The sequence below is a fragment of the Ruegeria sp. HKCCA4008 genome (assembly GCF_013033125.1).
GTDB lineage: Bacteria > Pseudomonadota > Alphaproteobacteria > Rhodobacterales > Rhodobacteraceae > Ruegeria.
Genome location: NZ_WQDM01000009.1, coordinates 67,403 through 91,388 on the forward strand (window position 1 = coordinate 67,403; position 23,986 = coordinate 91,388).

At 58.4% G+C, this 23,986-nt stretch carries 32 protein-coding genes; 19 read left to right on the plus strand and 13 right to left on the minus strand.

The features are described from left to right. The first annotated feature begins 10 nt into the window (after nucleotides 1-10). The 4 genes from flgG to GOW60_RS17460 are packed head-to-tail and all read left to right on the plus strand — an operon-like array spanning nucleotide 11 to nucleotide 2,459. Nucleotides 11-796: a flagellar basal-body rod protein FlgG gene (flgG, locus tag GOW60_RS17445; RefSeq protein WP_171120134.1), complete on the plus strand. Its 786-nt coding sequence runs from the start codon at nucleotides 11-13 to the stop codon at nucleotides 794-796. Beyond that, a complete protein-coding gene (gene flgA, locus GOW60_RS17450; protein ID WP_171230275.1) occupies nucleotides 796-1,212 on the plus strand; it encodes a flagellar basal body P-ring formation chaperone FlgA in 417 nt (138 codons plus the stop codon). The genes flgG and flgA overlap by 1 nt, the downstream gene beginning before the upstream one ends. Then, a complete protein-coding gene (flgH, locus tag GOW60_RS17455; protein WP_171230276.1) occupies nucleotides 1,212-1,943 on the plus strand; it encodes a flagellar basal body L-ring protein FlgH in 732 nt (243 codons plus the stop codon). The genes flgA and flgH overlap by 1 nt, the downstream gene beginning before the upstream one ends. Nucleotides 1,944-1,952: 9 nt before the next feature. Further along, nucleotides 1,953-2,459: a flagellar basal body-associated protein FliL gene (locus GOW60_RS17460; RefSeq protein ID WP_171230277.1), complete on the plus strand. Its 507-nt coding sequence runs from the start codon at nucleotides 1,953-1,955 to the stop codon at nucleotides 2,457-2,459. Nucleotides 2,460-2,492: 33 nt separating this feature from the next. Here GOW60_RS17460 and GOW60_RS17465 read toward each other — a convergent pair whose 3' ends face one another. The 8 genes from GOW60_RS17465 to GOW60_RS17500 form a co-directional block, all read right to left on the minus strand. Further along, complete coding sequence (locus GOW60_RS17465) at nucleotides 2,493-2,879, minus strand: hypothetical protein (protein WP_171171800.1); 387 nt, start codon at nucleotides 2,877-2,879, stop codon at nucleotides 2,493-2,495. Next, complete coding sequence (gene flhB / locus GOW60_RS17470; RefSeq protein ID WP_171230278.1) at nucleotides 2,876-3,964, minus strand: flagellar type III secretion system protein FlhB; 1,089 nt, start codon at nucleotides 3,962-3,964, stop codon at nucleotides 2,876-2,878. The genes GOW60_RS17465 and flhB overlap by 4 nt, the downstream gene beginning before the upstream one ends. Then, on the minus strand, nucleotides 3,961-4,734 hold the full coding sequence (locus GOW60_RS17475) for a flagellar biosynthetic protein FliR (RefSeq protein ID WP_171230279.1): 774 nt from the start codon (nucleotides 4,732-4,734) through the stop codon (nucleotides 3,961-3,963). Before GOW60_RS17475 ends, flhB begins: the two co-directional genes overlap by 4 nt. Next, on the minus strand, nucleotides 4,731-6,758 hold the full coding sequence (flhA, locus tag GOW60_RS17480) for a flagellar biosynthesis protein FlhA (protein WP_217355626.1): 2,028 nt from the start codon (nucleotides 6,756-6,758) through the stop codon (nucleotides 4,731-4,733). The genes GOW60_RS17475 and flhA overlap by 4 nt, the downstream gene beginning before the upstream one ends. Before the next feature lie 69 nt (nucleotides 6,759-6,827). After that, on the minus strand, nucleotides 6,828-7,526 hold the full coding sequence (locus GOW60_RS17485) for a transglycosylase SLT domain-containing protein (RefSeq protein WP_371813377.1): 699 nt from the start codon (nucleotides 7,524-7,526) through the stop codon (nucleotides 6,828-6,830). Between the two features lie 73 nt (nucleotides 7,527-7,599). Next, complete coding sequence (locus tag GOW60_RS17490; RefSeq protein WP_171230281.1) at nucleotides 7,600-8,028, minus strand: Lrp/AsnC family transcriptional regulator; 429 nt, start codon at nucleotides 8,026-8,028, stop codon at nucleotides 7,600-7,602. Nucleotides 8,029-8,080: 52 nt separating this feature from the next. Continuing rightward, a complete protein-coding gene (locus GOW60_RS17495; RefSeq protein ID WP_171230282.1) occupies nucleotides 8,081-9,400 on the minus strand; it encodes an MFS transporter in 1,320 nt (439 codons plus the stop codon). A gap of 3 nt (nucleotides 9,401-9,403) precedes the next feature. Continuing rightward, complete coding sequence (locus GOW60_RS17500; protein WP_152459761.1) at nucleotides 9,404-9,661, minus strand: metal-sensing transcriptional repressor; 258 nt, start codon at nucleotides 9,659-9,661, stop codon at nucleotides 9,404-9,406. Nucleotides 9,662-9,794: 133 nt separating this feature from the next. Here GOW60_RS17500 and GOW60_RS17505 point away from each other — a divergent pair, with 133 nt between their 5' ends. The 7 genes from GOW60_RS17505 to ptsN all read left to right on the plus strand — a co-directional run bounded on the left by GOW60_RS17505 (nucleotide 9,795) and on the right by ptsN (nucleotide 14,578). Further along, nucleotides 9,795-10,409, plus strand: a complete 615-nt coding sequence (locus GOW60_RS17505) for a ribonuclease D (RefSeq protein WP_171230283.1) — start codon at nucleotides 9,795-9,797, stop codon at nucleotides 10,407-10,409. Continuing rightward, entirely contained in the window at nucleotides 10,406-11,374 is a 969-nt protein-coding gene (locus GOW60_RS17510; protein WP_171171788.1) for an SIS domain-containing protein, read from the plus strand. Before GOW60_RS17505 ends, GOW60_RS17510 begins: the two co-directional genes overlap by 4 nt. Before the next feature lie 29 nt (nucleotides 11,375-11,403). Continuing rightward, on the plus strand, nucleotides 11,404-11,985 hold the full coding sequence (lptC, locus tag GOW60_RS17515; RefSeq protein ID WP_254444014.1) for an LPS export ABC transporter periplasmic protein LptC: 582 nt from the start codon (nucleotides 11,404-11,406) through the stop codon (nucleotides 11,983-11,985). A gap of 3 nt (nucleotides 11,986-11,988) precedes the next feature. Next, nucleotides 11,989-12,480, plus strand: coding sequence for an LptA/OstA family protein (locus GOW60_RS17520; protein ID WP_371813378.1), 492 nt, complete (start codon nucleotides 11,989-11,991; stop codon nucleotides 12,478-12,480). Further along, entirely contained in the window at nucleotides 12,480-13,238 is a 759-nt protein-coding gene (lptB, locus tag GOW60_RS17525; RefSeq protein ID WP_152459766.1) for an LPS export ABC transporter ATP-binding protein, read from the plus strand. Before GOW60_RS17520 ends, lptB begins: the two co-directional genes overlap by 1 nt. Before the next feature lie 252 nt (nucleotides 13,239-13,490). Further along, a complete protein-coding gene (hpf, locus tag GOW60_RS17530; RefSeq protein ID WP_152459767.1) occupies nucleotides 13,491-14,054 on the plus strand; it encodes a ribosome hibernation-promoting factor, HPF/YfiA family in 564 nt (187 codons plus the stop codon). Nucleotides 14,055-14,113: 59 nt separating this feature from the next. Then, nucleotides 14,114-14,578, plus strand: a complete 465-nt coding sequence (gene ptsN, locus GOW60_RS17535; protein ID WP_117872900.1) for a PTS IIA-like nitrogen regulatory protein PtsN — start codon at nucleotides 14,114-14,116, stop codon at nucleotides 14,576-14,578. 55 nt (nucleotides 14,579-14,633) lie between these two features. Here the strand turns inward: ptsN and GOW60_RS17540 are convergent, their stop codons facing one another. Further along, on the minus strand, nucleotides 14,634-15,149 hold the full coding sequence (locus tag GOW60_RS17540; protein WP_152459768.1) for a CAP domain-containing protein: 516 nt from the start codon (nucleotides 15,147-15,149) through the stop codon (nucleotides 14,634-14,636). 169 nt (nucleotides 15,150-15,318) lie between these two features. On the opposite strand from GOW60_RS17540, the gene GOW60_RS17545 reads away from it, so the two are divergent. Both GOW60_RS17545 and GOW60_RS17550 read left to right on the plus strand, forming a co-directional pair. Beyond that, on the plus strand, nucleotides 15,319-15,918 hold the full coding sequence (locus GOW60_RS17545; protein ID WP_152459769.1) for a L,D-transpeptidase: 600 nt from the start codon (nucleotides 15,319-15,321) through the stop codon (nucleotides 15,916-15,918). 139 nt (nucleotides 15,919-16,057) lie between these two features. Then, on the plus strand, nucleotides 16,058-16,240 hold the full coding sequence (locus tag GOW60_RS17550; protein ID WP_117870963.1) for a hypothetical protein: 183 nt from the start codon (nucleotides 16,058-16,060) through the stop codon (nucleotides 16,238-16,240). 72 nt (nucleotides 16,241-16,312) lie between these two features. On the opposite strand, the gene hemH is transcribed toward GOW60_RS17550, so the two are convergent. Together hemH and GOW60_RS17560 are read right to left on the minus strand one after the other, a co-directional pair. Then, the gene (gene hemH / locus GOW60_RS17555) at nucleotides 16,313-17,362 is read right to left on the minus strand and encodes a ferrochelatase (RefSeq protein ID WP_171230285.1); all 1,050 of its coding nucleotides are present in this window, start codon (nucleotides 17,360-17,362) and stop codon (nucleotides 16,313-16,315) included. Nucleotides 17,363-17,418: 56 nt separating this feature from the next. Continuing rightward, nucleotides 17,419-18,249, minus strand: coding sequence for an SAM-dependent methyltransferase (locus tag GOW60_RS17560; RefSeq protein ID WP_171230286.1), 831 nt, complete (start codon nucleotides 18,247-18,249; stop codon nucleotides 17,419-17,421). On the opposite strand from GOW60_RS17560, the gene GOW60_RS17565 reads away from it, so the two are divergent. From GOW60_RS17565 to GOW60_RS17580, 4 genes are read left to right on the plus strand one after another with little or no spacing between them, the layout of a single operon-like run. Then, the gene (locus GOW60_RS17565; protein WP_371813379.1) at nucleotides 18,230-18,994 is read left to right on the plus strand and encodes a double zinc ribbon domain-containing protein; all 765 of its coding nucleotides are present in this window, start codon (nucleotides 18,230-18,232) and stop codon (nucleotides 18,992-18,994) included. The genes GOW60_RS17560 and GOW60_RS17565 overlap by 20 nt on opposite strands. Nucleotides 18,995-19,032: 38 nt before the next feature. Further along, the gene (gene grxC / locus GOW60_RS17570) at nucleotides 19,033-19,290 is read left to right on the plus strand and encodes a glutaredoxin 3 (RefSeq protein ID WP_152459773.1); all 258 of its coding nucleotides are present in this window, start codon (nucleotides 19,033-19,035) and stop codon (nucleotides 19,288-19,290) included. Beyond that, the gene (locus tag GOW60_RS17575; RefSeq protein ID WP_171230288.1) at nucleotides 19,290-20,120 is read left to right on the plus strand and encodes a carbon-nitrogen hydrolase family protein; all 831 of its coding nucleotides are present in this window, start codon (nucleotides 19,290-19,292) and stop codon (nucleotides 20,118-20,120) included. The genes grxC and GOW60_RS17575 overlap by 1 nt, the downstream gene beginning before the upstream one ends. A gap of 12 nt (nucleotides 20,121-20,132) precedes the next feature. Then, nucleotides 20,133-20,573 (plus strand): MarR family winged helix-turn-helix transcriptional regulator, encoded by a 441-nt coding sequence (locus GOW60_RS17580; RefSeq protein ID WP_152459775.1) that lies wholly within the window; start codon nucleotides 20,133-20,135, stop codon nucleotides 20,571-20,573. Nucleotides 20,574-20,673: 100 nt separating this feature from the next. Here GOW60_RS17580 and GOW60_RS17585 read toward each other — a convergent pair whose 3' ends face one another. Both GOW60_RS17585 and ubiG read right to left on the minus strand, forming a co-directional pair. Beyond that, nucleotides 20,674-21,228 carry a hypothetical protein gene (locus tag GOW60_RS17585; RefSeq protein ID WP_171230289.1) on the minus strand — a complete coding sequence of 185 codons (555 nt, stop codon included), beginning with the start codon at nucleotides 21,226-21,228 and terminating at the stop codon, nucleotides 20,674-20,676. A gap of 36 nt (nucleotides 21,229-21,264) precedes the next feature. Next, entirely contained in the window at nucleotides 21,265-22,011 is a 747-nt protein-coding gene (gene ubiG / locus GOW60_RS17590) for a bifunctional 2-polyprenyl-6-hydroxyphenol methylase/3-demethylubiquinol 3-O-methyltransferase UbiG (protein WP_171230290.1), read from the minus strand. Nucleotides 22,012-22,059: 48 nt separating this feature from the next. On the opposite strand from ubiG, the gene pip reads away from it, so the two are divergent. Both pip and GOW60_RS17600 read left to right on the plus strand, forming a co-directional pair. Beyond that, a complete protein-coding gene (pip, locus tag GOW60_RS17595) occupies nucleotides 22,060-23,037 on the plus strand; it encodes a prolyl aminopeptidase (RefSeq protein WP_171230291.1) in 978 nt (325 codons plus the stop codon). After that, the gene (locus tag GOW60_RS17600; protein ID WP_171230292.1) at nucleotides 23,034-23,855 is read left to right on the plus strand and encodes an ABC transporter substrate-binding protein; all 822 of its coding nucleotides are present in this window, start codon (nucleotides 23,034-23,036) and stop codon (nucleotides 23,853-23,855) included. Before pip ends, GOW60_RS17600 begins: the two co-directional genes overlap by 4 nt. The last annotated feature ends 131 nt before the right edge of the window (nucleotides 23,856-23,986 follow it).

Below are 23,986 nucleotides of genomic sequence, written 5' to 3' on the forward strand. Positions count from 1 at the left end.
AGAGTTAGACATGCGGGCCCTTAAAATTGCCGCCACCGGGATGACAGCGCAACAGATGCGGGTCGAGACGATCTCGAACAACCTCGCGAATATGAACACCACCGGCTACAACGCCCGACGGGCCGAATTCGCCGACCTGCATTATCAACAGATGGCGCGGGCCGGCACCGTGAATGCGTCGGACGGAACGGTTCTGCCCACGGGTATTCAACTGGGTCTGGGTGTGCGACCGGCAGCGGTGACAGTGCAATTGGAACAAGGGGCCTTGTCGGCCACCGGGAGCGATCTGGATGTTGCAATCGAAGGTCGCGGGTATCTGGAGGTGACCTTGCCCAGCGGTCAGGCCGCGTATACGCGCGACGGCAGTTTGAAGCGGTCGGCAGAGGGCCTGATCGTCACCTCTGACGGGTTTGCGGTTTCGCCGGAAATCACCATCCCTGACGATGCGCGTTCTGTTTCGATCAACGCGTCGGGCGAAGTCTATGCGTATTTTGACGATTCCCCCGAAGGTCAGTTGCTTGGGGAGTTTACGCTGGCCAGTTTTTCGAACGCCAAAGGCCTGGAAGCCGTCGGAGGCAATCTGTTCAAGGAAACCGAAGCTTCAGGTGCTCCGGTTCTGGGTACGCCGGGCGAAGACGGTCTGGGAACTTTGCGACAGGGTTATCTGGAAGACAGTTCGGTTGACGCCGTTCGAGAAGTTACCGAGCTGATCGAAGCGCAACGCGGCTATGAGATGAATGCCAAAGTCATCACGGCGGTGGACCAGATGATGAGCGCGACAACGCAGGTACGGTGATGCGACTTCTGGTTCTTTCTCTGGTGCTTCTGGCGCCAATTGCCGCCCAGGCTGAAATTGTGGTGCCGACACGTACGATCCGGGCCAAGGAAGTCATTTCTGCCGTCGATCTCGAGTTGAAGCCAACAGATGTTGCCGATGCAATTTCAGACCCTGATCTTCTGATCGGACAAGAGGCCCGGGTGGCGCTCTACCCCGGTCGGCCAATTCGCGGCTCTGATGTCGGGCCACCTGCCATCGTGGATCGAAACGATCTGGTCGTGCTGGTGTTCAGCAGCCAACCCTTGTCGATCACCACCGAGGGCCGGGCCTTGGGGCGCGGCGCGGCGGGGGATCGCATTCGGGTCATGAACCTTTCATCCCGAACAACCGTAACAGGCCGAATCCGTCCGGACGGTCAAATCGAGGTACAGTGATGCACGGATTGCCAAAAACCCTTGTCCTGACGGCTTTTGTCTTGTCCGCATGTGGTCGAATGGATCATTTGGGCAAACCGCCAAGTTTCACACCCAACGAGGATTCCCCGGAACAGGTTGCAATGTTGTGGCCGGGTTTGCCATTGCACACCCAACCCCAGCGAAACGTCGACCGGTCCTCTTTGTGGAGCGGCGGGCAGCATTCGTTGCTGGGCGATCAGCGGGCGATCAAGAAAGGCGACATCCTGACCGTCGTCATCGAGCTGGACGAGAAGGCAGAAATTTCGAACAATACCAGACGATCCAGATCTGGGTCCGAGAACCTCGAAGTCCCCAGCCTCTTCGGCCTGCCTCAGCGCGTGCAAAAGAATCTGCCCCAGGGCGCGTCACTGGATGAAGCCGTTTCGATTGAAGCGGATTCCTCGAGCTCTGGCCGGGGATCCGTCAGGCGAAACGAAAAACTGACTCTGCGTGTTGCCGCAACAGTGCTGGATGTGTTGCCGAACGGAGTTCTTTCAATATCGGGATCCCAGGAGTTGCGGGTCAACTTCGAACTGCGAGAGCTTCTTGTGACGGGATATGTCCGCCCGCAGGACATCTCGCGGCAAAACGAAATAACCTATGACAAAATCGCGTCAGCGCGCGTGTCATATGGCGGCAGAGGGCAGATAACGGATGTCCAGCAACCCCGCTATGGTCAGCAAGTTCTTGATTCCCTTTTGCCGTTCTGAGGTGAGATCGTGGTTGCGAAATTGATTCCCGTGATTCTTCTGATTGTTGGACTCGGCGCGGGTATTGGCGCGGGTCTGGTTCTTGCACCTGCAAAAAAACCTGAAACTGCCGTTGCCGAAAAAGAAGCAGTCAAAGAGGATAAGTCGGCCGGCAAAAAAACCGGGAAATCAAAGGAAAAAGGCAAGGGGGAAAGCTTTGGTTATCTGAAAATGACCAAGCAATTCGTCGTCCCCGTTGTAAAAGACGACCAGATCGAAGCCATGGTAACGCTGTCGCTGAGCCTTGAGGCGAACCCGGCCATCACAGAAACCTATTATGCAATCGAGCCTAAACTCAGGGATGGCTTTCTTCAGGTTCTTTTTGACCATGCAAACACGGGTGGCTTTGACGGGGCTTTTACAGAATCCGGGAACCTGGATGTATTGCGGAATTCCTTGCTGGAAGTGGCGCGCAAAGAATTTGGCGACGACGTGTCCAAAGTGCTGATCCTGAGTGTAAACCGACAAGATAGCTGACACTGACCGACCCGATAATTCGGGTCGGTCAAGCTAGGGCCCGAAGTGCTTTTTGGCATTTGCTTTTCGGTTTGCTTGCTGAACTTTCTTTCGCAATTTTTCCACCGCTTGTTTTCGCCCAAAGGCAGTACGCAAAGCTTCCATTCCGGCCAGTTTCTGCGCGCGCGTTCGTGCCAGTTGCAGGTTCAATTGTCTCCGCGTCGCGGACTCCCAACTATTCCAGAGAACGTCGGTCCCTGAAACCTGATAGCCTTCGACCTTGGTGCTGTCTTGACGCGCCTGACGGAGTTGACCGTCCAATCTGGCAAGTTGCTGCTTGATCCGTGCCTCGGCCTCCAGGATCGGTCGTAGCGCTTGAAATTGCTTCTGAAACGCAGCGTTGGTCACTTTTTCCAGATCGGGTAATTGCGTGTGGGTCATCGAACTTGCTCCTTCGCGCGTTTTCGCATCGCTTCGGCAAACCGGATTGCGGCGGCAACAGGACGATAGTGCTCTTCGGCGATCTCCTGACCTATGTCCACGGTCGCGTGAAGGGCGCGAGCTGTGGGAGGGTCTGAATGGATCGGAACGCCTGCTTCTCCTGCGGCGGATCGGATGGTGGCGGCGATTTCGTCCACCCCTTTGGCAACGCAAACCGGGGCGCTGCCCGCAACCCGTGTCCATTTAAGCGCCACAGTATAATGGGTGGGGTTTACGATCACGACATCCGCGCCTGGAACATCTGCCAACATTTGGTTGGTCGCGATTTCCTGTGCGCGCTGGCGCCGGTGTTGTTTGACATGGGGGTCGCCCTCGGCATCCTTGGTTTCATCCATGATCTCCTTGCGGGACATACGGTTCTTGCGCATGTGTTCGGCATATTGCCAAAGGAAATCGACAACCCCGATGGCCAGTGCGATTGCGATCACGATGAACAGAAAGCGAAACAGCAGGTTCATCATGAGCAGAATGGATGACTTTGCCGGCGCCGCGCTGGCAGACAAAATCTCGGTTAGATTGGCTTTCAGAAAAAGCGCAAGGCAGGTGCTGTAGATCAACAGTTTGGTGGTGCTTTTGGCAAACTCGAACAGGCCGCCCCGCCCGAACTTGTTCTTAGCGTTCGAAATCATAGAGATACGCGATAGTTTTGGTTTCAATTTGCTTGGGGCAAAGATCAGCGCGCGCTGGGCGATCAAGTTCAGCAGAACAGCCGCCGCAGGAAGGCAGAACAGCAAAGCAACAGGCAGCAGGGCACTTTTCAAAACCCCCGCAACCGGAGCATGCGATGGCCCATCCGTCAGAAGCCGTGCAAATGCGTCGGACTGATCGATCAGAACCATGAACCCGGTGCCCATATGCTCGACACAGTATTGACCGACTGTAAGCAGGGCGATCAGAAGCCCGGTATATGCCGCCACAACCGACAAGTCGTTGGATTTTGGAACCTCACCTTTCTCGCGCGCTTTCAGCAGCTTTTGCGGTGTCGGCTCGTATGACTTGTCGCTGTCGTCATCACCTGCGCTCATCTTTGCGCTCCCATCGGGTTGGTGAAGAAGGCGATCAGCGCGTCAGCCCACACGGACAGGATCAGCGGTGTACCGGCGAACAGCAGAAACAGCCCCGCGAAGGTGATTGCAGGAGCACCAACGAAGGCCACCATCAGCTGGGGCATTGCCCGGTTTATGAACCCAAGTGCCAGGTTGTAGATCAAAGAGGCGATGACGAACGGCGTTGCCAGTGCAAAAGCCAGTCCAAAGCTGTTGGCGACCTGATGCAATCCCCAGCGCGACGCATCTGCGGCATGAGGTGCCAGCCCTATTGGGAACAGGGCATAACTCTGGATCAGGAACTGCGCGGCCCGGATGTGTAGGTCCATGATCACGGCAAGTGTCAGCCCTGCCAGGGTCAGCAGATATCCCATGGCGGGAACCGGATCGGCCGCCGCGCCACCCAGCAGTTGCGACAATGACGTGGACTGAGCCGCAATGGACCCTGCGGTTTGCAGCGCGAGAACGAACAGGCGCAGGCCTATCCCCAGGACAAGCCCGATCAGAACTTCGGTGCCGACCAGCCGCACGGTCGCCCAAAGGCTGGGATCTATTCTGACGGGGGGCGCAGCGGGCAGTATGATCAGCGTGAAAGCAACGGAAGCACCAAGCTTTACCCGTGTCGGAATACTGCGCTCACCAAAAGCTGGAAGCAGCGAAACAAGAGCGGAGACGCGCAGAAACACGACAAAGGCCTGCCAGATTGATTCGGTCAGCTGCGACAGCATCTCTGGCGGCAGGGCAATCACGCTGCAACAGTTCCGACCAAGGCAGGTTTGGCTTCCAGCCCGATTTCTTCGAAGGACAAAACCGGGTTGGACACGCCGCGTGCTTGCATGACGGTGCGCAGCAACCGACGACGCCGGGTCGAGGTCACGACGGCTGGAAACAGACCGTTGTCAGCGGATTTGGCGATGGTGCTCACGACTCCGTCGGCCAGTTTGTTGAACACGTTCGGGGGCAGCGCGACATCCATGCCGGTATTTGGGGCGTCGATCTGGTAAGAGGCGAATGTGTCCTCCCATTCCGGGGCCAACTGGATCAGAGGGATCGAACCATCCTCGCGCTTCATGTCCGCGACCAGCTGAAAGCCAAGACGCTGACGCACAAGTTCACAAATGCCTTCGGGCTGGGTTGTGGTCAGCCGCGCCTCGGCGACACTTTCAAGAATCAGCGCCATGTTGCGGATCGACACACGTTCGTCGAGCAACAGGCGCAGAACAGCGTGCAACGTGTCGATCGGCACTTTGTCGGGGATCAGCTCATCCAGCAGCTTGCGGTTGGCTTCGGCGCGTACCGGGTCGCTCAGGCGGGTCATTTCCGACAGCAGGCGCCGGAGGGATTTCAGTGTCAGCAGGCGCGAGAAGTTCTGTTTGATGATCTCCAGCAGATGGGTGGCAAGAATCTCGGGCGGTGAAACTATGGTGGCACCGCTCAGCGCGGCGTCCTCCTGATCTTTCGGCAGGATCCAGCGCGCCGGAGCACCATAGACCGGCTCGGTCACGTCATTGCCCTCCGGCAGCAGGTCAAACCCGTCCTGCACGAGCGCCAGGATGAGATCGGGATGCAAGACACCGCGTGCCTGTTCGACGCCCTGAACCTTGATCACATACGTCCCGGTCGGCAGGTCGGCGCGGTCGGTCAGGCGGATTTCGGGCAGGATCAGGCCAAAGGTCGACGCCACATAGGTCCGCATATTGGCAATACGAGCGTCCAGCCCCGTGCCAGGATTCAGAACCATGCTGACCAGATCCGGAGCGAACTCCAGATGGACATCATCCAGGTCCAGGATGTCGCCGATAGCCTGGGATGTCGGCGCTTCGGTTTCGGTCGAGGGCAGTTTTGCCGACGCGTCTACGTCTTGCTGCTTTTGGTGAACATTGTAAGCCGCGTATCCCAGAATGGTCGCGCCGAGGATGAACGGCAGAAAAGGAAGACCGGGCACCAGAGCGAACAGGACCATGAGCACCGCCACGGTGGACAATGCTGCCGGGTGGCGGCCAAGTTGAGAAAAGATGGCGTTGTCCGTGGCCCCCTGCGTGCCGCCCCGTGCCAGCAGCAGGGCGGACGCAATGGAAATGATGACGGCGGGAATTTGGGACACCAACCCGTCGCCGACGGTCAGAATCGCATAGGTTTCGAACGCCGAGGCCACGGGCATTCCATGTACGACGACGCCCATGACCAGGCCCATGACAAGGTTCAGCAACGTGATCAGAAGCCCGGCGACGGCGTCACCTTTCACGAATTTCGACGCACCGTCGAGCGAACCGAAGAATGTCGTCTCCTGCTGTTCCAGCTCTCGCCGTTCCTTGGCCTGCTGATGATCGATTGCCCCGGCGGACATGTCGCTGTCGATCGCAAGTTGTTTGCCGGGCATCCCGTCCAACGCAAAGCGCGCGCCGACTTCGGCCATGCGGGCGGCGCCTTTGGTGATGACCATGAAATTCACGATCAGCAGCACGCCGAACACCACTAGGCCAAGAAAGATGCTGCCGCCCATGACGAAACTGGCGAAACCTTCGATCACGTCTCCTGCCGCATTCGGGCCGGTGTGCCCCTGTCCGATGATCAGTTTCGTCGACGACACATTCAGCGACAGGCGCAACATCAAAGACGCCAGCAGAATCGTCGGGAAGGACGAAAAGTCCAGCGGGCGTTCAATGAACAGCGTCAGGGTGAAGATCAGGATGGCCAGCGCAAAGGAGGCCGCCAACCCCACGTCCAGCACCCATGCTGGCATGGGCAGGATCATCATGACGATGACCGTCATCAGCGCAATCGCCAGCAGAACAGTAGGCGAAAACAGCGACTGGATGTTTACCTTGGGCACGCGAAACTCCTAGTTGAAGGCGATAAACGCGGTTGCGGCGCCTGCGGCTGGCACCAGAGACCCAAGCGCGCCGGTGCGGGGCGAGGCCGTCGGAATGGGGATCAAGGGGAGTCCGGCTCCGGTGAACGGATCCCGAGACGTGCCCGCAACCCGGGTTCGGGGGGCCCCTTCGAGCTGTGCCAGCACCGTTTGAAACCGCTCTTTGTAAGCTTCGGCAAGGGGTGTCGTGCGGGAATGATAAGCCCCCGCGGCTGCGGGCCACGAACCAAGCTCGGCATGGAGTTCATTCAGGAACCGGGCGGCGTAGGTCGCGTTCTCATCTGGATCGAACATCGCGTCGATCGAACGGAAGGCTTTGCCGTGCCAGCGATAATTGATCTGAAAACAGCCGACATCAAAGCTGCGGGTGCCCGATTTGAAGATTTTGAACGCATAGGCCTTGGCTTCGACCTCGGACTTGAACCAGTATCCCTGACCGCCGACGTTGATTGTCCAAGGCCAAGGCTGCAACCGGCCGTCCAGCCTGCGCCCGGTTTCAACGCGCGAGATGGCGCGGAGCACGTCCAGGGGCACGCCTTCGGACAAAGCGGCGCGGCGCGCGGCATGATCGCACAGGTCACCGGTTTTGGCATCTGGCATGGCAAACCCTGCCTGCGCAAAAAGCACATGCACCATCATGAGAAAAAGCGGGAACTTCTGATTTGGCATTCTGCCGGTCCGGGATTCTGATCTCTCCCGGCCAAGCTAGCCAACGATCGGTTTACAGAGAGTTATCGCCGCTTCAGTTTCGATCTATCCTGCGCCCGAAAACAACGCTGGTATTGGTGCGCAAGACACCGGGAATTTTCGCCAGGTCATCGACCAGAATGTCCAGATCCTCCAGCCTCGGCGCCTCTGCGGACAGCATAAGGTCGAACTCTCCGTTGATCGACAGGCACAGTTTGACTTCGGGGTAGGCTTCGAGCCGCTTGATGATCCGGCTGGTTTCCTTTTGCTGCACTTCGAGCATGACGATGACTTGCACTTTCGGCGTGTCTTCGGTGGACCCGAGGCGCACGGTGTATCCTTCGATCAGGCCGCGCTGTTCCATCCGGTTTATTCGCTCGTGCACGGTTGTCCGGGCAACACCCAGCGTGGTCGCAATCTGCGTGGTCGAGGCGCGTGCGTTGGCTTGCAGGGCGGCGATGATGCGACGGTCAAGCTGGTCCATTGGGGCTCTGGTTTGTGGTCATTGCGGGTTGAGATCAGGTCCAAGCGCCCGCTCAGGGTTCGCGCGGGATGCGCGGGTGCAGATCGTCGATGATGATCGGATGCGCGTGCGGGCCCGACCCGGCCAGATGTGGATGATCGGGCGGCAGGTCGGGGTGATCATGGGTGATCGGTTCCTGGTCGAGGCGCGGCCACAGGCCGATTGCACCGACGACGCCCGCCACGGACAGCGTCGCCATGCTGCTGAGTGTGACGGTCGGGCCGAACACCGTCATCAACCACCCCGCCAGCGGGTAAAGAACCAGCCAGCAACCATGCGACAGGGTAAACTGTGCGGCGAAGACGGCTGGGCGATCCTCGGGGTGGGCCGACCGGGTCAAAAGGCGGCCCGAAGGTGTCAGGGTGGTGGAGTATCCAAAACCGGTAAATGCCCACAACGCGGTCAGCAACCCGAGCGACAGAGGAGCAATTGCGGCCAACATCGCGGCGACGGCCATGGAGCCAGTGGCAAAAACGGCGCCCGCGACCATGACCCGACGGTCCTCGATCCGGTCCAGAAGGCGGGGCAAGGTAAAGGCTGCAAGCATCGACCCGCCCCCGAAACCGGCCAGGGCAATGGCCACCGCGCTTTCCGACAGGCCAAGATTGGCGCGCACGATGACCACAGTGTTCACGATCACCATCGAGCTCAGGGCCGCTGCACTCCAGCTGAGCGCAAGCAGTCCGCGCAACCTGGGTGTCTTCAGATAGATACGTATGCCGCGTGTGGTGCGGTCATAGATGCCGCGGGATCGGCTTGGCTTAGGTGACGGAAGCACGACCGAGACAACCAGCATTGCCGATGCGACAAAACCCAGCGCGGTACCCCAGAACAGGCTGTTGAAGCTGACCAGCAGCAGCAATGCGGCGGCGAACATGGGACTCAGCAGGCTTTCCATATCGTAGGCCAGGCGTGACAGTGACAAGGCACGCGTGTATTCAGCTTCGTCTGGCAGAACGTCCGGAATCGTGGCCTGAAAGGCGGGCGTAAAGCCCGCCGACGCCGATTGGAGCACGAAGATCAGCACGTAGATTTGCCAGACTTCAGTCACGAAAGGCAGACATACTGCAACCGCTGCGCGGATCAGGTCCAGCACGACCAACATCTTGCGACGATCCAGACGCTCGGCAAAAGCAGCGGCGAGCGGTGCAACGGTGACATAAGCCACCATCTTGATCGTCAGTGCGGTGCCAAGGACAAGTCCCGCAGCATTCCCGGCCAGATCAAAGGCGAGCAGCCCAAGGGCGACCGTGGCCAGCCCGGTTCCGGTCAGAGCAACGATCTGGGCGGCGAACAGGTGGCGGTAGGTGCGGTGTTTCAGAATACTCAGCATGGCTTAGAGGTACTTTGTAATCGCCTTGAAGTCTTCGATCCCGCCGCCATCGTCGTCAGCGGACAGGCAGTGTTCGATATGATCATGAATCAAAGCGCGTTTGGCATTGGTGACGGCTTTTTCTACTGCAAACAACTGTTGGGCGACGTCCGAACAGGGCGCGTGCTCTTCGAGCATGGCAATGACCTTGGCCAGGTGCCCATGGGCCCGCTTCAGCCGGGCCGTGATCTGCGAATGTGACTGGTGGGTGTTGTCCGACATGGCTTATCCATATCCCCCCGATGGGGATATGGTCAAGGATTTGGTATCGAATGGCCCGCGACTTTCGGACGGCGTTGAGTTTGGGGACCAAACCGCCTATCTCGGGGGCGATATCGCACAAAGGAATAGTCGCGTGGCGAACCATTTGTACAAAAACGATCTGCCGGACGGGCTGGATCTGGGCCCGGTTGTGGCCATTGACTGTGAAACCATGGGGCTGAACCCGCATCGCGATCGCCTGTGCGTGATTCAAATGTCAGGCGGTGACGGATACAGCCATATCGTCCAGGTGGACAAGGGCCAGACCGAAGCCCCGAACCTGAGTGCCATGCTGGAAAACCCTGATGTCCTTAAGCTGTTCCATTTCGGGCGGTTCGACATCGCCGCGATGTATCACACCTTTGGTGCCCTGGCCGCGCCGGTTTACTGCACCAAGATCGCCAGCCGGCTGGTGCGCACCTACACCGACCGTCACGGGCTGAAGAACCTGTGCCAGGAACTGATCGGCGTGGATATCTCGAAACAACAGCAGATGAGCGACTGGGGCGCTGAAACCCTGACCGATGCTCAGCTGGACTATGCGGCCTCGGACGTTCTTTATCTGCACCGCCTGCGCGACGAGTTGAACAAGCGGTTGGCGCGCGAGGGCCGGACCGAGATGGCGCAGGCCTGTTTTAAATTCCTGCCGATGCGTGCGAAGCTGGACCTCGCCGGTTGGCCCGAAACGGATATCTTTGCACACTCATGACCGACACCGAAGCATTCCTGAGAACCGCCCGCCAGGTCGTCACCGACGAGGCCCGCGCGCTGGACGTGCTGGCCGACAGCCTTGACGAGCATTTTGCAGAGGCGGTGCATCTGATCCTGAAAGCAACCGGGCGCATCATCATCAGCGGCATCGGAAAATCGGGCCATATCGGCCACAAGATTGCCGCCACTCTGGCCAGTACCGGAACGCCCGCCTATTTCGTGCACCCGGCCGAGGCCAGCCATGGCGATCTGGGCATGGTTTCCAAAGGCGATGTGGTGCTGGCGATTTCGAATTCTGGCGAAGCGCCCGAGCTGGCCAACCTGCTGGCCTTTACGCGCCGCTTTGGCATTCCGCTGATCGGGCTATCCAGCAAGCCAGAAAGCACGTTGATGAAACAGGCCGATGTGCATCTGCTGATACCGTCGATGGGCGAGGCCTGCGGTTTCGGCATGGTGCCTTCGATCTCGACGACGCTGACCCTAGCCATGGGCGATGCGCTGGCCATTGCGCTGATGAAGTATCGCGACTTCCGCCCCGAGGATTTTCGCGCCTTCCACCCCGGTGGAAAACTGGGTGCGCGGCTGAGTACGGTGCGTGACCTGATGCATACCGGCGACGCCTTGCCTCTGGTCGCGGCGAACACCCCGATGAGCGACGCGCTGATCGAAATCAGCCAAAAGGGTTTCGGCGTGGCCGGTGTAACGGATGCGCAGGGGCATTTGTCGGGCATCATTACGGACGGTGACTTGCGGCGACACATGGACGGTCTGCTGGACAAAACCACCGAGCAGGTCATGACCGCCAATCCGACCACCATAACACCGGACGCATTGGCCGAAGAGGCGGTGGCGATCATGAATGATCGCAAGATCACTTCGCTATTTGTGGTCGACGAGGCTGCATCCGGGCAGGCGCTGGGTCTTCTGCATATCCACGACTGCTTGCGCGTCGGTCTGGGCTGAGGGAGGCCGAATTGGACAGGTATTCCCGCATGGTACAGTTCCTGAAGGTTCTGTTGCCGCTTGCGGCCATTCTGATGCTGTCCACAGTGTTCCTTCTGTCCCGCAGCATCGAAACCAACGTAACGGTGCCATTCGCCGAAAAAGACATTGACGAGCGGTTGGCGCAACAGGTGGTCACACAGCCGAAGTATCGCGGGACAACCCGCAAAGGCGAAGATGTCCAGATCGAAGCTATCCAAGCCAAGCAGGGCGACGAAGACGAAACCCCGAACGCATCCGAATTTCGGGGCCGTCTGGGGCTTCTCAGTGGTGGAACGATATTTCTGGATTCCAATTCAGGTTTGATCCGCCCCGATGAGGGCACGGCAACTTTTGTCGGCGACGTAGTGATTACCACTGCCGACGGACTTCAAGTCACGACTGACCTGCTCAACACGTCGCTGGACGAAATCCGGGGCGACACGCCGGGGCGGGTGAACGGAACCGGGCCGATCGGCAATTTTTCCGCCGGACGCATGACCTTTGGCACTGAAAAAAAGGACGGACCGGTCCATATTGTTTTTACAGACGGCGTGAAGCTGGTATACGAGCCTGAAAAAGCAGAAAGATAACCTGTGTTCGATTTTCGTTTTGTTCCTTTGTACCTTGCTCTGTTTGCAGGTGCCGTAACCGCGACTGCGCAGGAGGCGCAGGTGGCTTTTGGTTCTGCAAATGCCGACCCGAGTCTTCCGGTCGAGGTCACGTCCGAAATATTGAACGTCAACCAGGAGGACGGTTCTGCCGAATTCCTCGGAAATGTCGTCGTCATTCAGGGCGAAATGCGGCTGACCGCTGAACGGGTTCTCGTGATCTACAACGAGGAACGCTCGGCAATTGAACGGATGGAAGCCACCGAGAATGTTGTTCTGGTCAGCCCGCCGGACGCGGCAGAGGGCGATTGGGCGGAATACACGATCGATTCCGGTGTGATCGTTATGAAAGGCAATGTCCTGCTGACACAAGGCCCCAGCATCATCAGCGGCGACCAGATGAACGCCAATCTGACAACGGGCACAGCGACCATGACCGGGCGCGTCAAGACGATCCTTCAGCAGGGAAACAACTGATGGCGCGACCCGACCTGTCAGTGGCCGAAGGCAATTCCGGGCTGCGCATCGAGAAGCTGCGGAAATCCTACCGTAAGAAAACGGTGATCCGCGATGTCTCGATGACACTGGACCGGTCCGAAGTCGTTGCCCTGTTGGGACCCAACGGGTCGGGTAAGACCACGACCTTTTATTCCGTGGCGGGGCTTGTTTTCCCAGAGGCCGGCAAAGTCACGATTGACGGCCAGAATGTTACGACGTTGCCGATGTACCGGCGTGCGCGAATGGGCATCGGTTACCTGCCGCAGGAGATGTCGATCTTTCGCGGCATGAGCGTCGAGGACAATATCGCCGCGGTACTGGATATCACGGTTCCTCATGCTCACAGGCGGAAAGAACGGCTGGAAGAGCTGTTGTCGGATTTTTCGATCGAACATCTGCGCCGCGCGCCCGCTCTTGCCCTTTCCGGCGGTGAGCGCCGCCGCGTTGAGATAGCGCGATGTTTGGCCGCAGACCCGAAATATCTTTTGTTGGACGAACCATTTGCGGGTGTTGACCCGATCAGCGTCGGCGATATCCGACATCTGGTTGCCGACCTTAAAAAACGGGGGATCGGTGTTCTGATCACCGACCATAACGTGCGGGAAACGCTGGAAATTGTCGACCGCGCCTATATCCTGCATGACGGGCAGGTTCTGATGTCGGGCACACCGGACGAGGTCGTCGAGAACGAGAATGTCCGCCGTGTCTATCTTGGCGAAAACTTCCGTATTTCATAGGCTTGTTATGGTCTGCGTCGGATGCATGGCGGAAATCGCGTATATACACACCTGTTTTGATTGACTCTTCCGTCGTCTCTTGCCTCAATTGTCCCATGGCATTTACCCGGTTCCAGTCTGGAGATCGTTGTCCCTTCGTTGAAGGGCTGGAGTTAAGACAACCGCGGAAAGTGTCTCGACCCCCCACCCGATAAAAACAAGTTCGTCGCGTAACGTGACGTCAGAATGGGTGTGAATTGTGAAGGAGATCACATGCGTTACCAAATCAGCGGAAAACAGATCGACATCGGTGCGGCGCTTCAGACTCACGTGCAGACCGAATTGGGCGAGGTTGTGGGTAAATATGCCCAGCGGCCTACCGATGCCAACGTCGTCTTTTCCCGTTCAGCGCATGAATATGTATGCGAAACAACAGTGCACCTGTCCACCGGGTTGACCGCTCAGGCCAAGGCGCATGCAACCGAAATTTATGCTGCGTTCGAGGCATGCTGCGACAAAATGGAAACACAACTGCGGCGCTATAAGCGTCGTTTGAAGGACCACCACAAGGATCGGTCCGAGCCGGTTGAACTCTTTGGAGCGTCCTCTTATATCCTCGCTTCTGACGAATCGGACGCGGCCGATGAACCCGAATCGCTGCAGCCCATGATTGTGGCTGAGATGGAAACAAAAATCCCATCTTTGAGCGTAGGTGAAGCCGTGATGCAAATGGAACTTGCCGGTGCCCCGGTGCTGGTGTTCAGAAATGAGAACAAGGATGGATTGAACGTCGTGTATCGTCGCGAAGACGGTAACATCGGCTGGATTGATCCTTAACAGGCAAGGATACGGGGCCGCACCCGCCGACGCGGGTGCCGTGCCTATGGAGCATGATCATGGAGCTTTCGAGCATACTGAAGCCCGAAGCAGTACGTGTACTATCCGCCGCTTCCAGCAAGAAGCGGTTGTTTCAGGAAATCGGCGATGTCGCAGCCGCCAATCTGGGCCTCGATTCTCAGGCCGTCGTCGACTGTCTGCTCGAACGGGAAAGCCTGGGCCCGACCGGCGTGGGGCATGGCGTTGCGCTTCCGCACGCGCGGTTGCCCGAGCTTGATTCGGTTTCGGGCGTATTCGTCATGCTGGAAAAGCCCATCGACTTTGGATCGGTTGACCGTCAACCCGTGGACATTGCGTTTGCACTGTTTGCACCGGAAGAGGCCGGCGTCGATCACCTCAAGGCGCTGGCCCTTGTGTCACGCACGCTGAGGGACACCTCGGTGTGCACCAAGCTTCGGGCGAACCCCGATCCGGTCAAGCTTTATGCGATCCTGACCGAAGCGCAGTCTATGCAAGCAGCGTAATCAGAAAAAAAGCCCCCGGATTTCGGGGGCTTTTTTGTGTGTACGGTGATCGGGGTCAGCCGCCGGTTCCCATTTCCAGCGTCCACCAGATTTTCCCGCCTTTTTCTTGATGCCAGGCGAACCCCATCTGCGTGGCCTTGGGGTCCATGATCACGGCGCGCGGTCCGGGTTCCTGCATCCAAGCGGCAAGGGTTTCGGTTTCGGTTTCGTAGGTCTCGGAAATTGCTTCACCGAGGAACGTGCCGAAATATCCGACCCGTGCAGCCCGATCGATCGGAGAGGAGCCGTCGGACCCGAAGTGCCAGGGCCGGTTCTGTCTGGCCATGTCCTTGGAATGGGTCGCCGCTGCTGCGTTCAGCTGCGAGTTCAGCTGGACAGGCTGCAATCCTTGGGCCTGACGCAGGGCATTGACCGAATCAACCATACGGAACTGCAACTTTTCCGGGTTGCCGCGAATTTTGTAGACCGTGGGCAGCGGGCGACCGTCTGCACCGATGGTCGTGGTGCCGGTGTCTGTACATGCCGCCAGCGCGACAAAGCAAATCAAGAGTAAAGAAACGATACGCGTCATGATCGACCTGGTTATTGTGTCATTACAGGGCATAGCGCGCCTGACAGCTCTGAGCAAACGCGCAATAGCCTAAACTTGCGTGATTCTGCCGGTTTGATTTGCGACTGAAGCATTCTGGCAATAGAATGTCACGGATTTCAGACCTCACTTGAACACAGGACCCGTTGTCATGGTCAAAAAGCGCATTCAAACGTCCACACGCAGGGGTTTTCTGGCTGGGGCCACCGCGACGCTGGCAACCCCCGCACTGGCGCAGTACATCCCCGGTGATCCGCTGCGTCCTGCACCCGAACCCGAGCCTTCGGTGCGCCGCAACGTATCGGGTTTCCGGGCGCTGGATTGGCAGCCGTACTTTTCGAACACCAGAAATGGTGCCATTCTGGTCGATACCGTGTCGCGCGCGCTGCACTATTGGTCAGATGATCAAAGTATATACAAACTCTACCCTTCATCGGTTCCCCTGACCGAGGAACTGACCCGCCGGGGGCGTACCAGTGTAATCAGAAAGGTTGAAGGGCCCAGCTGGTCTCCGACACCGTCCATGAAAAAGCGAAACCCGGAATGGCCTGACTATATCCCTCCGGGGCCGGATAACCCGCTGGGAACACATGCTTTATACCTGAGTTGGAAGTACTATCGCATTCACGGAACGCACGATACGCGAAAAATCGGACGCCGGTCGTCGAATGGCTGTATCGGTCTGTTCAACGAAGACATTGCCGAGCTGTTCTCGATGGCGAAGGTCGGCACGCAAGTGTTGCTAATTTGACGACATTTTCGTGTGGGAACCCGCTTAGCGGTCAAGTTGCAATTGCATTCCAGCGTCAATGCTGATTAGAAAAAACCACGAGGTAAGTCTTAGATGTGTGGTTCCGGGCATTGGAACTGCGCAAATTCTGGAGGTTAATATGAAGAAACTCGTTCTCGCTGCTGCACTGACTGCTGCTGCTTCGACCGCTTATGCTGGTAACCTGGAAGAGCCGGTTGTTGAAGCACCTGTTGTTGTAGAAGAAACTCAGGGTTCGTCGCAGGGCATCCTGCTGCCGCTGATCCTGCTGGTCGTTGTTGCTGCTGCTGTTGCTGCAAGCTAATCCGACACGGAATTCATGAAAAAGGCGGTGGAGCAATCCACCGCCTTTTTTGTTTTTCCAAGGCTGTGCAGGTCAGTCCAGCCAGCCGCGCAAGTTTTCTTCGATCACTGTGCCCAATGCAGCAATGTGCGCCGCATCGTCATTGAGACATGGAATATAGGTGAAGGTTTCGCCGCCCGCTTCTTCAAAGCTTTCCTTGATCTCTTCGTTGATCTCTTCCAGCGTTTCGATGCAGTCGGCCGAGAATGCCGGCGCGATGACCGCTATGTTCTTTTTGCCCTGTTTGGCCAAATCCGCCACATGATCCACTGTATAGGGTTTCAGCCATTCCTCGGGGCCGAATCGCGACTGGAACGTTGAAGCCAGTTGATCGTCTGACCATCCCAGCCGTTCCTTCAGCAGCCGTGTCGTCTTGGCGCACTGGCAATGATAGGGGTCACCCTGTTGCAGATACCGTTCCGGCATCCCGTGATACGAGCAGACCAAAATATCGGGTTTTGTCTCCGCCGCTGCATAAGCACGTTCAACGGATTGCGCCAGGGCGTCGATATAGGCGGGTTGGTCGAAATAGGCCGGTACGGTTCGCGAGGCGGGCTGCCAGGCCTCATCCATCAGTGCACGAAAGAATTGGTCATTGGCGGTGGCCGTGGTTGCGCCCGCGTATTGTGGGTAAAGCGGGAAGAACAGAATACGGTCACAGCCCGCGGCAACCATCTCGCGTACTTTGGATTTTGTTGATGGGTTGCCGTAGCGCATGCAGAAATCGACCATCACCTGATCCCCATACCGATCCTGCATCGCGTCGCGCAGCTTGGCAGTCTGGTCCTTGGTGATCGTCATCAGCGGGCTTTCGCCCTTCTCGTGATTCCAGATCGATTTGTAGGCTTCACCCGAACTGAATGGCCGTTTGCTGAGGATGATCCCCTGAAGAATCGGTTGCCATTTCCATTTCGGATAGTCGATGACCCGCTGATCCGACAGAAACTCGTTGAGATAGCGACGCATCGGCCAATAGGTGTAATTGTCCGGTGTGCCCAGATTGGCCAGCAAAATGCCAACACGGCCCATCTTGACCTTGGGATGGTCGGCAGGGGCATGAGCGGGACGGGTGGCATCAAACATTTGAGCATTCCTGAGTTTTCATGTTCCGACCTGAGATAAAGGGATTTGGTTGCGCGTCAATCCGGCAGTTTGCCCTCTTTCGTGCGCAGGGCATCTGCCAGGCGCATTTGGGCTGACCCCGGGCGCAGCGGCTTTGGTTGGCTGTCATCGGGGGACCAACCGGTCAGGCAAATCAGTTCGAAGGTTGCGGTAAGACGGCCTGTTCCCGTCGAAAAGTGATCCGAATAGACGCGCTGTGCGGCTTCGAACACTCTGCGCCGGGTCGGGCATTTCAACCGGGCAGCCAGAGCGTTGGTCTCACCCATGTCCCTCAGATCATGCATCAGGTGCCAGATATCGCGGTATTCTGCCGTCAGCGGTACGGCATCGGCCACTGGCAATGCCAGACCGGCCCGTTGCAGCAACCCACCCAGATCGCGCAGTTCGGCCGTGGGGGCGATGCGGGGGCTGAGCCCGCCCGTGACTTCGATTTCGGCCTGACCCAGCGCGGCGCGCAATTCGTGAAGGGTCTCACCCCCAAGGCATACAACAAGAAGCAACCCATCCGGTTTCAAAGCCCTTTTGCATTGGATCAACTGTCCGACCGGGTCATTGGCGCAGTGCAGCGCCATCGCATGAATCACCAGATCATGCGCACCGAGTTGAAGTGACAGCACATCGTCATCCGCGACAATGGCGGCATCCGGAAAAACGCCTGCCCAAAGCTGTGGGAAAGGGGTCACAACCGCAGGTGCCGTAAAGGTTCTGTTAACCATGGAGAGCCGATCCTGAACCTCATCAATGGCGGCGCGGTGCAAGAACAGGGCGTCGTCCTTCGCGCGGGCGCGATGATGCAGAATGGCGTTACGGTCGAAAAGAGAGGGTGCGGTGGGCTCGGGCAGTTTCATAGGTCGCAAGTATCGCATTGCGCAGCGGATTCAAACTGCCCTTGCATTGATCTATCCGCCGCGTTGCATGAGCTGCGGAGAGCTGACGGAATCCGATTTCGGCCTGTGTGGGGCGTGTTGGCGGGATACACCGTTCATCGGTGGCACGGTTTGCGAAAGCTGTGGGGTGCCCGTGATCGGAAGCGCAGACAGGTTCCGGACCGAATGCGACGATTGTCTGAAAACCCCTCCGCCCTGGAACGCGGGCCGCGCTGCGCTGATGTATGATGGGAAGGCGCGGTCACTTGTTCTGGCCTTGAAGCATGGTGACCGGACCGAACTGGCCCGCCCCGCTGCCCGTTGGATGGCGCAGGCTGGGCGCGATCTGCTGCGTCCCGGAATGGTGATTGCTCCGGTGCCGTTGCATTGGTCACGCCTGCTGAAACGGCGATACAATCAGTCTGCGCTGCTGGCGCGTAACCTGGGGCGAGAAACCGGGTTGGACTGCGTGCCGGATCTGCTGGTGCGCAAACGGCGGACCCCGGTGCTGGACGGAAAGACCGCGCGGGAAAGGGGCGACGCCTTGGCAGGCGCAATTGACATCCACCCAAGTCGGGCGCTGCATTTGAAGGGGCGCGATGTCCTGCTGGTGGATGACGTGATGACATCCGGCGCGACGTTGGCGGCGTGCACTCGTACGTGTCAGGCCGCAGGGGCAAATCATATTTTCGTGTTGGCACTGGCGCGCGTTGCCAAGGATGCCTAATTCGCCCAAGATCGCACGAAACCCAAAGGGACCGGAACATGAAGCCCGTAGAAATCTATACCTCGCCGCTCTGTGGTTTTTGCCACGCGGCCAAACGTCTGCTGAAGCAGAAAGGCGTTGAGTTCAAGGAAGTTGACATTCTGATGCACCCCAAACGCAAGCCCGAGATGATCCAGCGTGCAGGCGGCAAACGCACCGTGCCTCAGATTTTCATCGGGACACAGCATGTGGGCGGCTGCGACGACCTTTACGAGCTGGAGCGGCAAGGCAAGCTTGACCGTCTGCTTGCGGCCTGATGAAGACCGCGCTGCTGCAAATCACCTCGTCGGATGATCCGGTCGAAAACCTGGACATGGTGCGCGCCATGGCGGCCGACGCGGCAGGGCATGGCGCGCGGTTTATCCTGACGCCAGAGGTCACGAATTGCGTGTCAAACAGTACGACGCGGCAAAACGAGGTTCTTCAGCACGAAGAAGACGACATCACCTTGGCCGGCCTGCGGGATCAGGCCGCCCGACTGGGCGTGTGGGTGTTGATCGGGTCACTGGGAATCAAGACTCATGACGCTGACGGGCGGTTTGCCAACCGGTCTTTCATGATCAATCCGCAAGGTCAGATCGTGGCGCGCTACGACAAGATCCATATGTTCGACGTGCAGGTCACCGAGACCGAGACGTTTCGCGAATCAAAGAACTACCGCCCCGGCGAAAAGGCGGTCATAGCCGAAACCGATTTTGGCAAGGTGGGTTTGACCATCTGTTATGACATCCGGTTTCCGTACCTGCATGCGGCTTTGGCGCAGGCAGGCGCGCGAATCCTGACCGTTCCGGCAGCGTTTTCACCTGTTACGGGCGCCGCGCATTGGGAATCGCTCTTGCGGGCCCGGGCGATCGAGACAGGCTGTTGGGTCTTGGCCCCCGCGCAAACGGGGGAACACCCATCAAAGCGCGGAAAGACGCGTTTTACCCATGGGCACAGCATGGTCGTCGACCCTTGGGGAAAGGTGCTGATCGACGCAGGTACCGATCCGGGCATTCACATTTTCGATTTGGATGATAGTTCTGTGACAGAGGCACGCCGCCGCGTGCCGTCGTTGACACACACCCGGTCTTTCACTGGACCCTGACAGAATTGAACAATGACGGAAGACACCAACGCCCTTGCGGTCACGCTGTTCAGCGAGATCCTGACCGCGGATCAGTTGTTGCGCAACCGGCTCAGCCGGGTGCTGCCCAAGGGTATGGAAATTTCGCATTTTTCGGTGCTGAATCATCTGGTTTTCGTCGGGGACGAGCGTAGCCCGGCGCAACTGGCCAACACGTTCCACGTGACCCGTGGCGCGATGACCAATACTTTGGCCAAGCTCGAATGGGCCGGGTACATCCACATCCGCCCCGACTGGGACGACGCCCGCCGCAAGATGGTGGCGATCAGCCCCGCAGGCCGCCGGGCGCGCGATCAGGCGATTTCCTCGATTGCCCCACTGATCAACCGCGTGGTCGGAGAGCTGGGGCCGGAGCGGGTCCGCAGCGCCCTGCCAGTGCTTCGGGACTTGCGCATGCAGTTGGAGGGGGAGTAGGGATCAGCGAACCGTTGTCCCAAGGTGGATCCAGGACTGGTGTGGTCGGGCGCTGGCAGATTTGATGCTCATGCAATGTACCGCGGACTAAACGGCCACTTCATTCTAAGAGCATTCTATCCAGAAGCTGCCGTAAATCACGGGGATCCAAAGCTGGAAAATCACCCAACCAAATTCCGGCCGAAGCCGCCGCCGCGAAAAGAAGGCAAGATTCAATTCCTTCTTTGCCCTCATTTTGCCCACCATGAACAAGCCATACCAAATACTCTCCTTTTTCTTCTTCATTCGTAGAGAATATTCTCCCTACATTGCATCCTTCGTCAGAGAGTTCGTGTTTGGAAAATGGTTCTGTCGTCTCCTCCGTCAATTCTAATTCGACTGGTTTCACAAACTTGCCATCCGAAACTATCTCGGGGTCAATAAAGACGAAAAAATACAACGCCCTTACCAGATCATAGTTGTTCGAGTTCGAACCCAAGTAACGATCTGCTATTTCCTGAGTCGCCTCAGAAACTTTAGGATCGCTAATGTAGCCAAAAAGCGGAACTCCTTCATGTTCGTACACGAACACGCCCGCATTCTCTTCTGCTGTGGCTAGCGTGTTATCGAACAAGGTAGCAGCGGAAATTGCCGCACCAAAAATACCGCGCGCCACGGCGCGTAACTTAAAAATCGATTCAAAAAGTCTACCTCACCCCGGCTTCACGCTTGCCGTCACATAATTCACGCTCAGATCCCGGTCCGAGATGGACCAGCTCCAGGTGATCGGGTTGAACACGAAACCTTTGCGGTCCACCGGGTCCAGCCCGGCCTGACGCAGCAGGTCGAACAGCTCGTCCGGCGTGATGAACTTGTTCCATTCATGCGTGCCGCGCGGCAGCCAACGCATGACGACCTCGGCCCCGAAAATCGCCATGGCGTAAGACTTAGGGTTGCGGTTGATGGTTGAACAAATCTCCAACCCGCCGGGTTTGAGCAACTGACGCGTGGCGGTCAGATAGGACAGGGGATCAGCCACGTGTTCGACCACTTCCATGTTCAGCACAACATCGAATTGCTCACCGGCAGCGGCCATGTCCTCGGCCGTGGTATGGCGATAGTCGATCTTTAGCCCGGATTGTTCAGCGTGAATGCGCGCCACGGGCAGATTGCGTTCCGCGGCGTCGGCGCCCACAACGTCGGCCCCAAGACGCGCCATCGGTTCGCTCAGCAGCCCACCGCCGCAGCCGATATCCAGCAGGCGCAGACCTTCGAACGGCACAGGCGACTTTAGGTCGCGATCGAATTCTCCGGCGATCTGCTGCGTTATATAGTCCAGCCGGCACGGGTTAAGCATGTGCAATGGCTTGAATTTCCCGTGCGGGTCCCACCATTCGGCGGCCATGGCCTCGAATTTTGCGATCTCGGACGGGTCCACCGTGTTCGGATGCGCTTGCATTCCTGTCTCCGTGTGCTCTTTTACGCTTAAGGACTATATAGGGCCATAATGGACAAGTACCCGGACCAAAAGCGCGCAGTTCAATATCTGTACCCGCCGATCGACCCTTTCGACCAGCGGATGGTCGATATGGGCGATGGGCACCGTATTTATGTGGAACAATGCGGTAATCCTGACGGCATACCCGTCGTGATCCTGCACGGAGGGCCGGGTGGGGGGTGCAGCCCGGCCATGAGGCGATACTTCGATCCACAGGCCTACAGGGTGATTCTGTTTGACCAGCGCGGATGTGGCCGGTCGCGCCCCACCGCTTCGGTCGAAGACAACACCACGTGGCATCTGGTGGCCGACATAGAGCGGCTACGCAAACTCTTCGAGATCGAAGAATGGATCGCTTTTGGCGGAAGCTGGGGGGCGACTCTGGCGTTGATCTATGCCCAGACCCATCCCGATCGCGTCAGTCGACTGGTGTTGCGCGGGGTGTTCCTTGCGACTCAGGCCGAGCTTGACTGGTTTTACGGCGGTGGCGCCGGGCGGTTCTGGCCCGAGCAATGGCAGAAATTCACTTCACTGCTGCCCGAGGTTGAACTGAACGACACCATTGCCGCCTATAACAAACGTCTGTTTTCGGGCGACCGCGCGACAGAGATCCTGTATGCGCGGGCCTGGTCGCATTGGGAAAACGCGCTGGCGTCGATCCACACCAACGGATCGGTTGGCGAAAGCCCCGGCGAATACGCGCGCACCTTTGCGCGGCTCGAGAATCACTATTTTACCAACAAGGCGTTTTTGGAAACGGACGGGCAGATTCTGGATCAGATGGACCGGATCGCGCATATCCCGGGCCATATCGTGCAGGGGCGCTATGATATGATCTGCCCGCCGCAGGCCGCGTGGTCGCTGGCGGAACGCTGGCCGAATGCCGAACTGAAAATGGTTCGTCAGGCGGGGCACGCCCTGTCCGAGCCGGGCATCAGTGCGGAACTGGTGCGAATCATGGACCGTGTGGCGGAGGGTGTTGCATGACCCGCATCGATCGCCGTGCTCTCTTTGCCTCTGGTGCCGCTGCCGCATTGCTGGCGGCGACAGGAGCATCCCTTGCCGGTACCCCCAAGAAAGGCGGGACATTGCGTCTGGCTGTTCCGCGCGATGACAGCCTCGAGCAAGTAGCGCGTGGGGCCGTTTTCGACACAATGACCGAAATCGCCCCGGATGGTACGTTGCGCGGTGAACTTGCGACCGGCTGGCAAACCGACGCCGACGCACGGGTCTGGAGCTTTGATCTGCGTGATGATGCGGTCTTTCACGATGGCGAACCGTTGCAGATTGCCGATGTCCTGGCCGTTCTGGCCGAAATCGGAAGGCCCGAGGCCCTTGCCCCCAACCGCCTGCGGCTTGAACTTGCCGAGGCAAATCCCGGATTGCCTTTCCTGCTGGCCGACAGCCGCTTTGTTGTTGCGCGCGCCGGTGAAACCATATCCCCGTTGCGCAAGGCCAACGGCACCGGCTGCTATCGTGTCGAACGGGCAGAAGATGGCCGCCATTTTCTGGGCCGCTGTGTCGAGGGGCATTACAAAGATGGTCAGGCCGGATGGGCTGACGCGGTCGAGGTCATTGTAATCCCGGACCCCGCCGTGCGGGCCGAGGCGCTGCGGGACGGGTATGTCGATATCGCGGCGCTTCCGGATCGGGCCGGAATGCGAGGCACGCGCGGTGTCCGGTTCCACCCGTCCGAGGCCGACATGGCCCTTGCCGTATCGGATGCTGTCGGGATGCCGCGACAGGTTGCCGGGAACGGTGCGCTGGACGATGGCCGCATCGCCGAACGGTGGTGGATGGTGTAAATCCGAATGCGAATCCCTCGGGGGGTTGCAGACTCGGGCCATCCTGCGTATATGCATTTGCAACAGCGGCGCGTTGGACTTCTGGTCCGGGGCTCCACCGGAAAATTCGACGGGCCGCGCGCCCGTTTTTT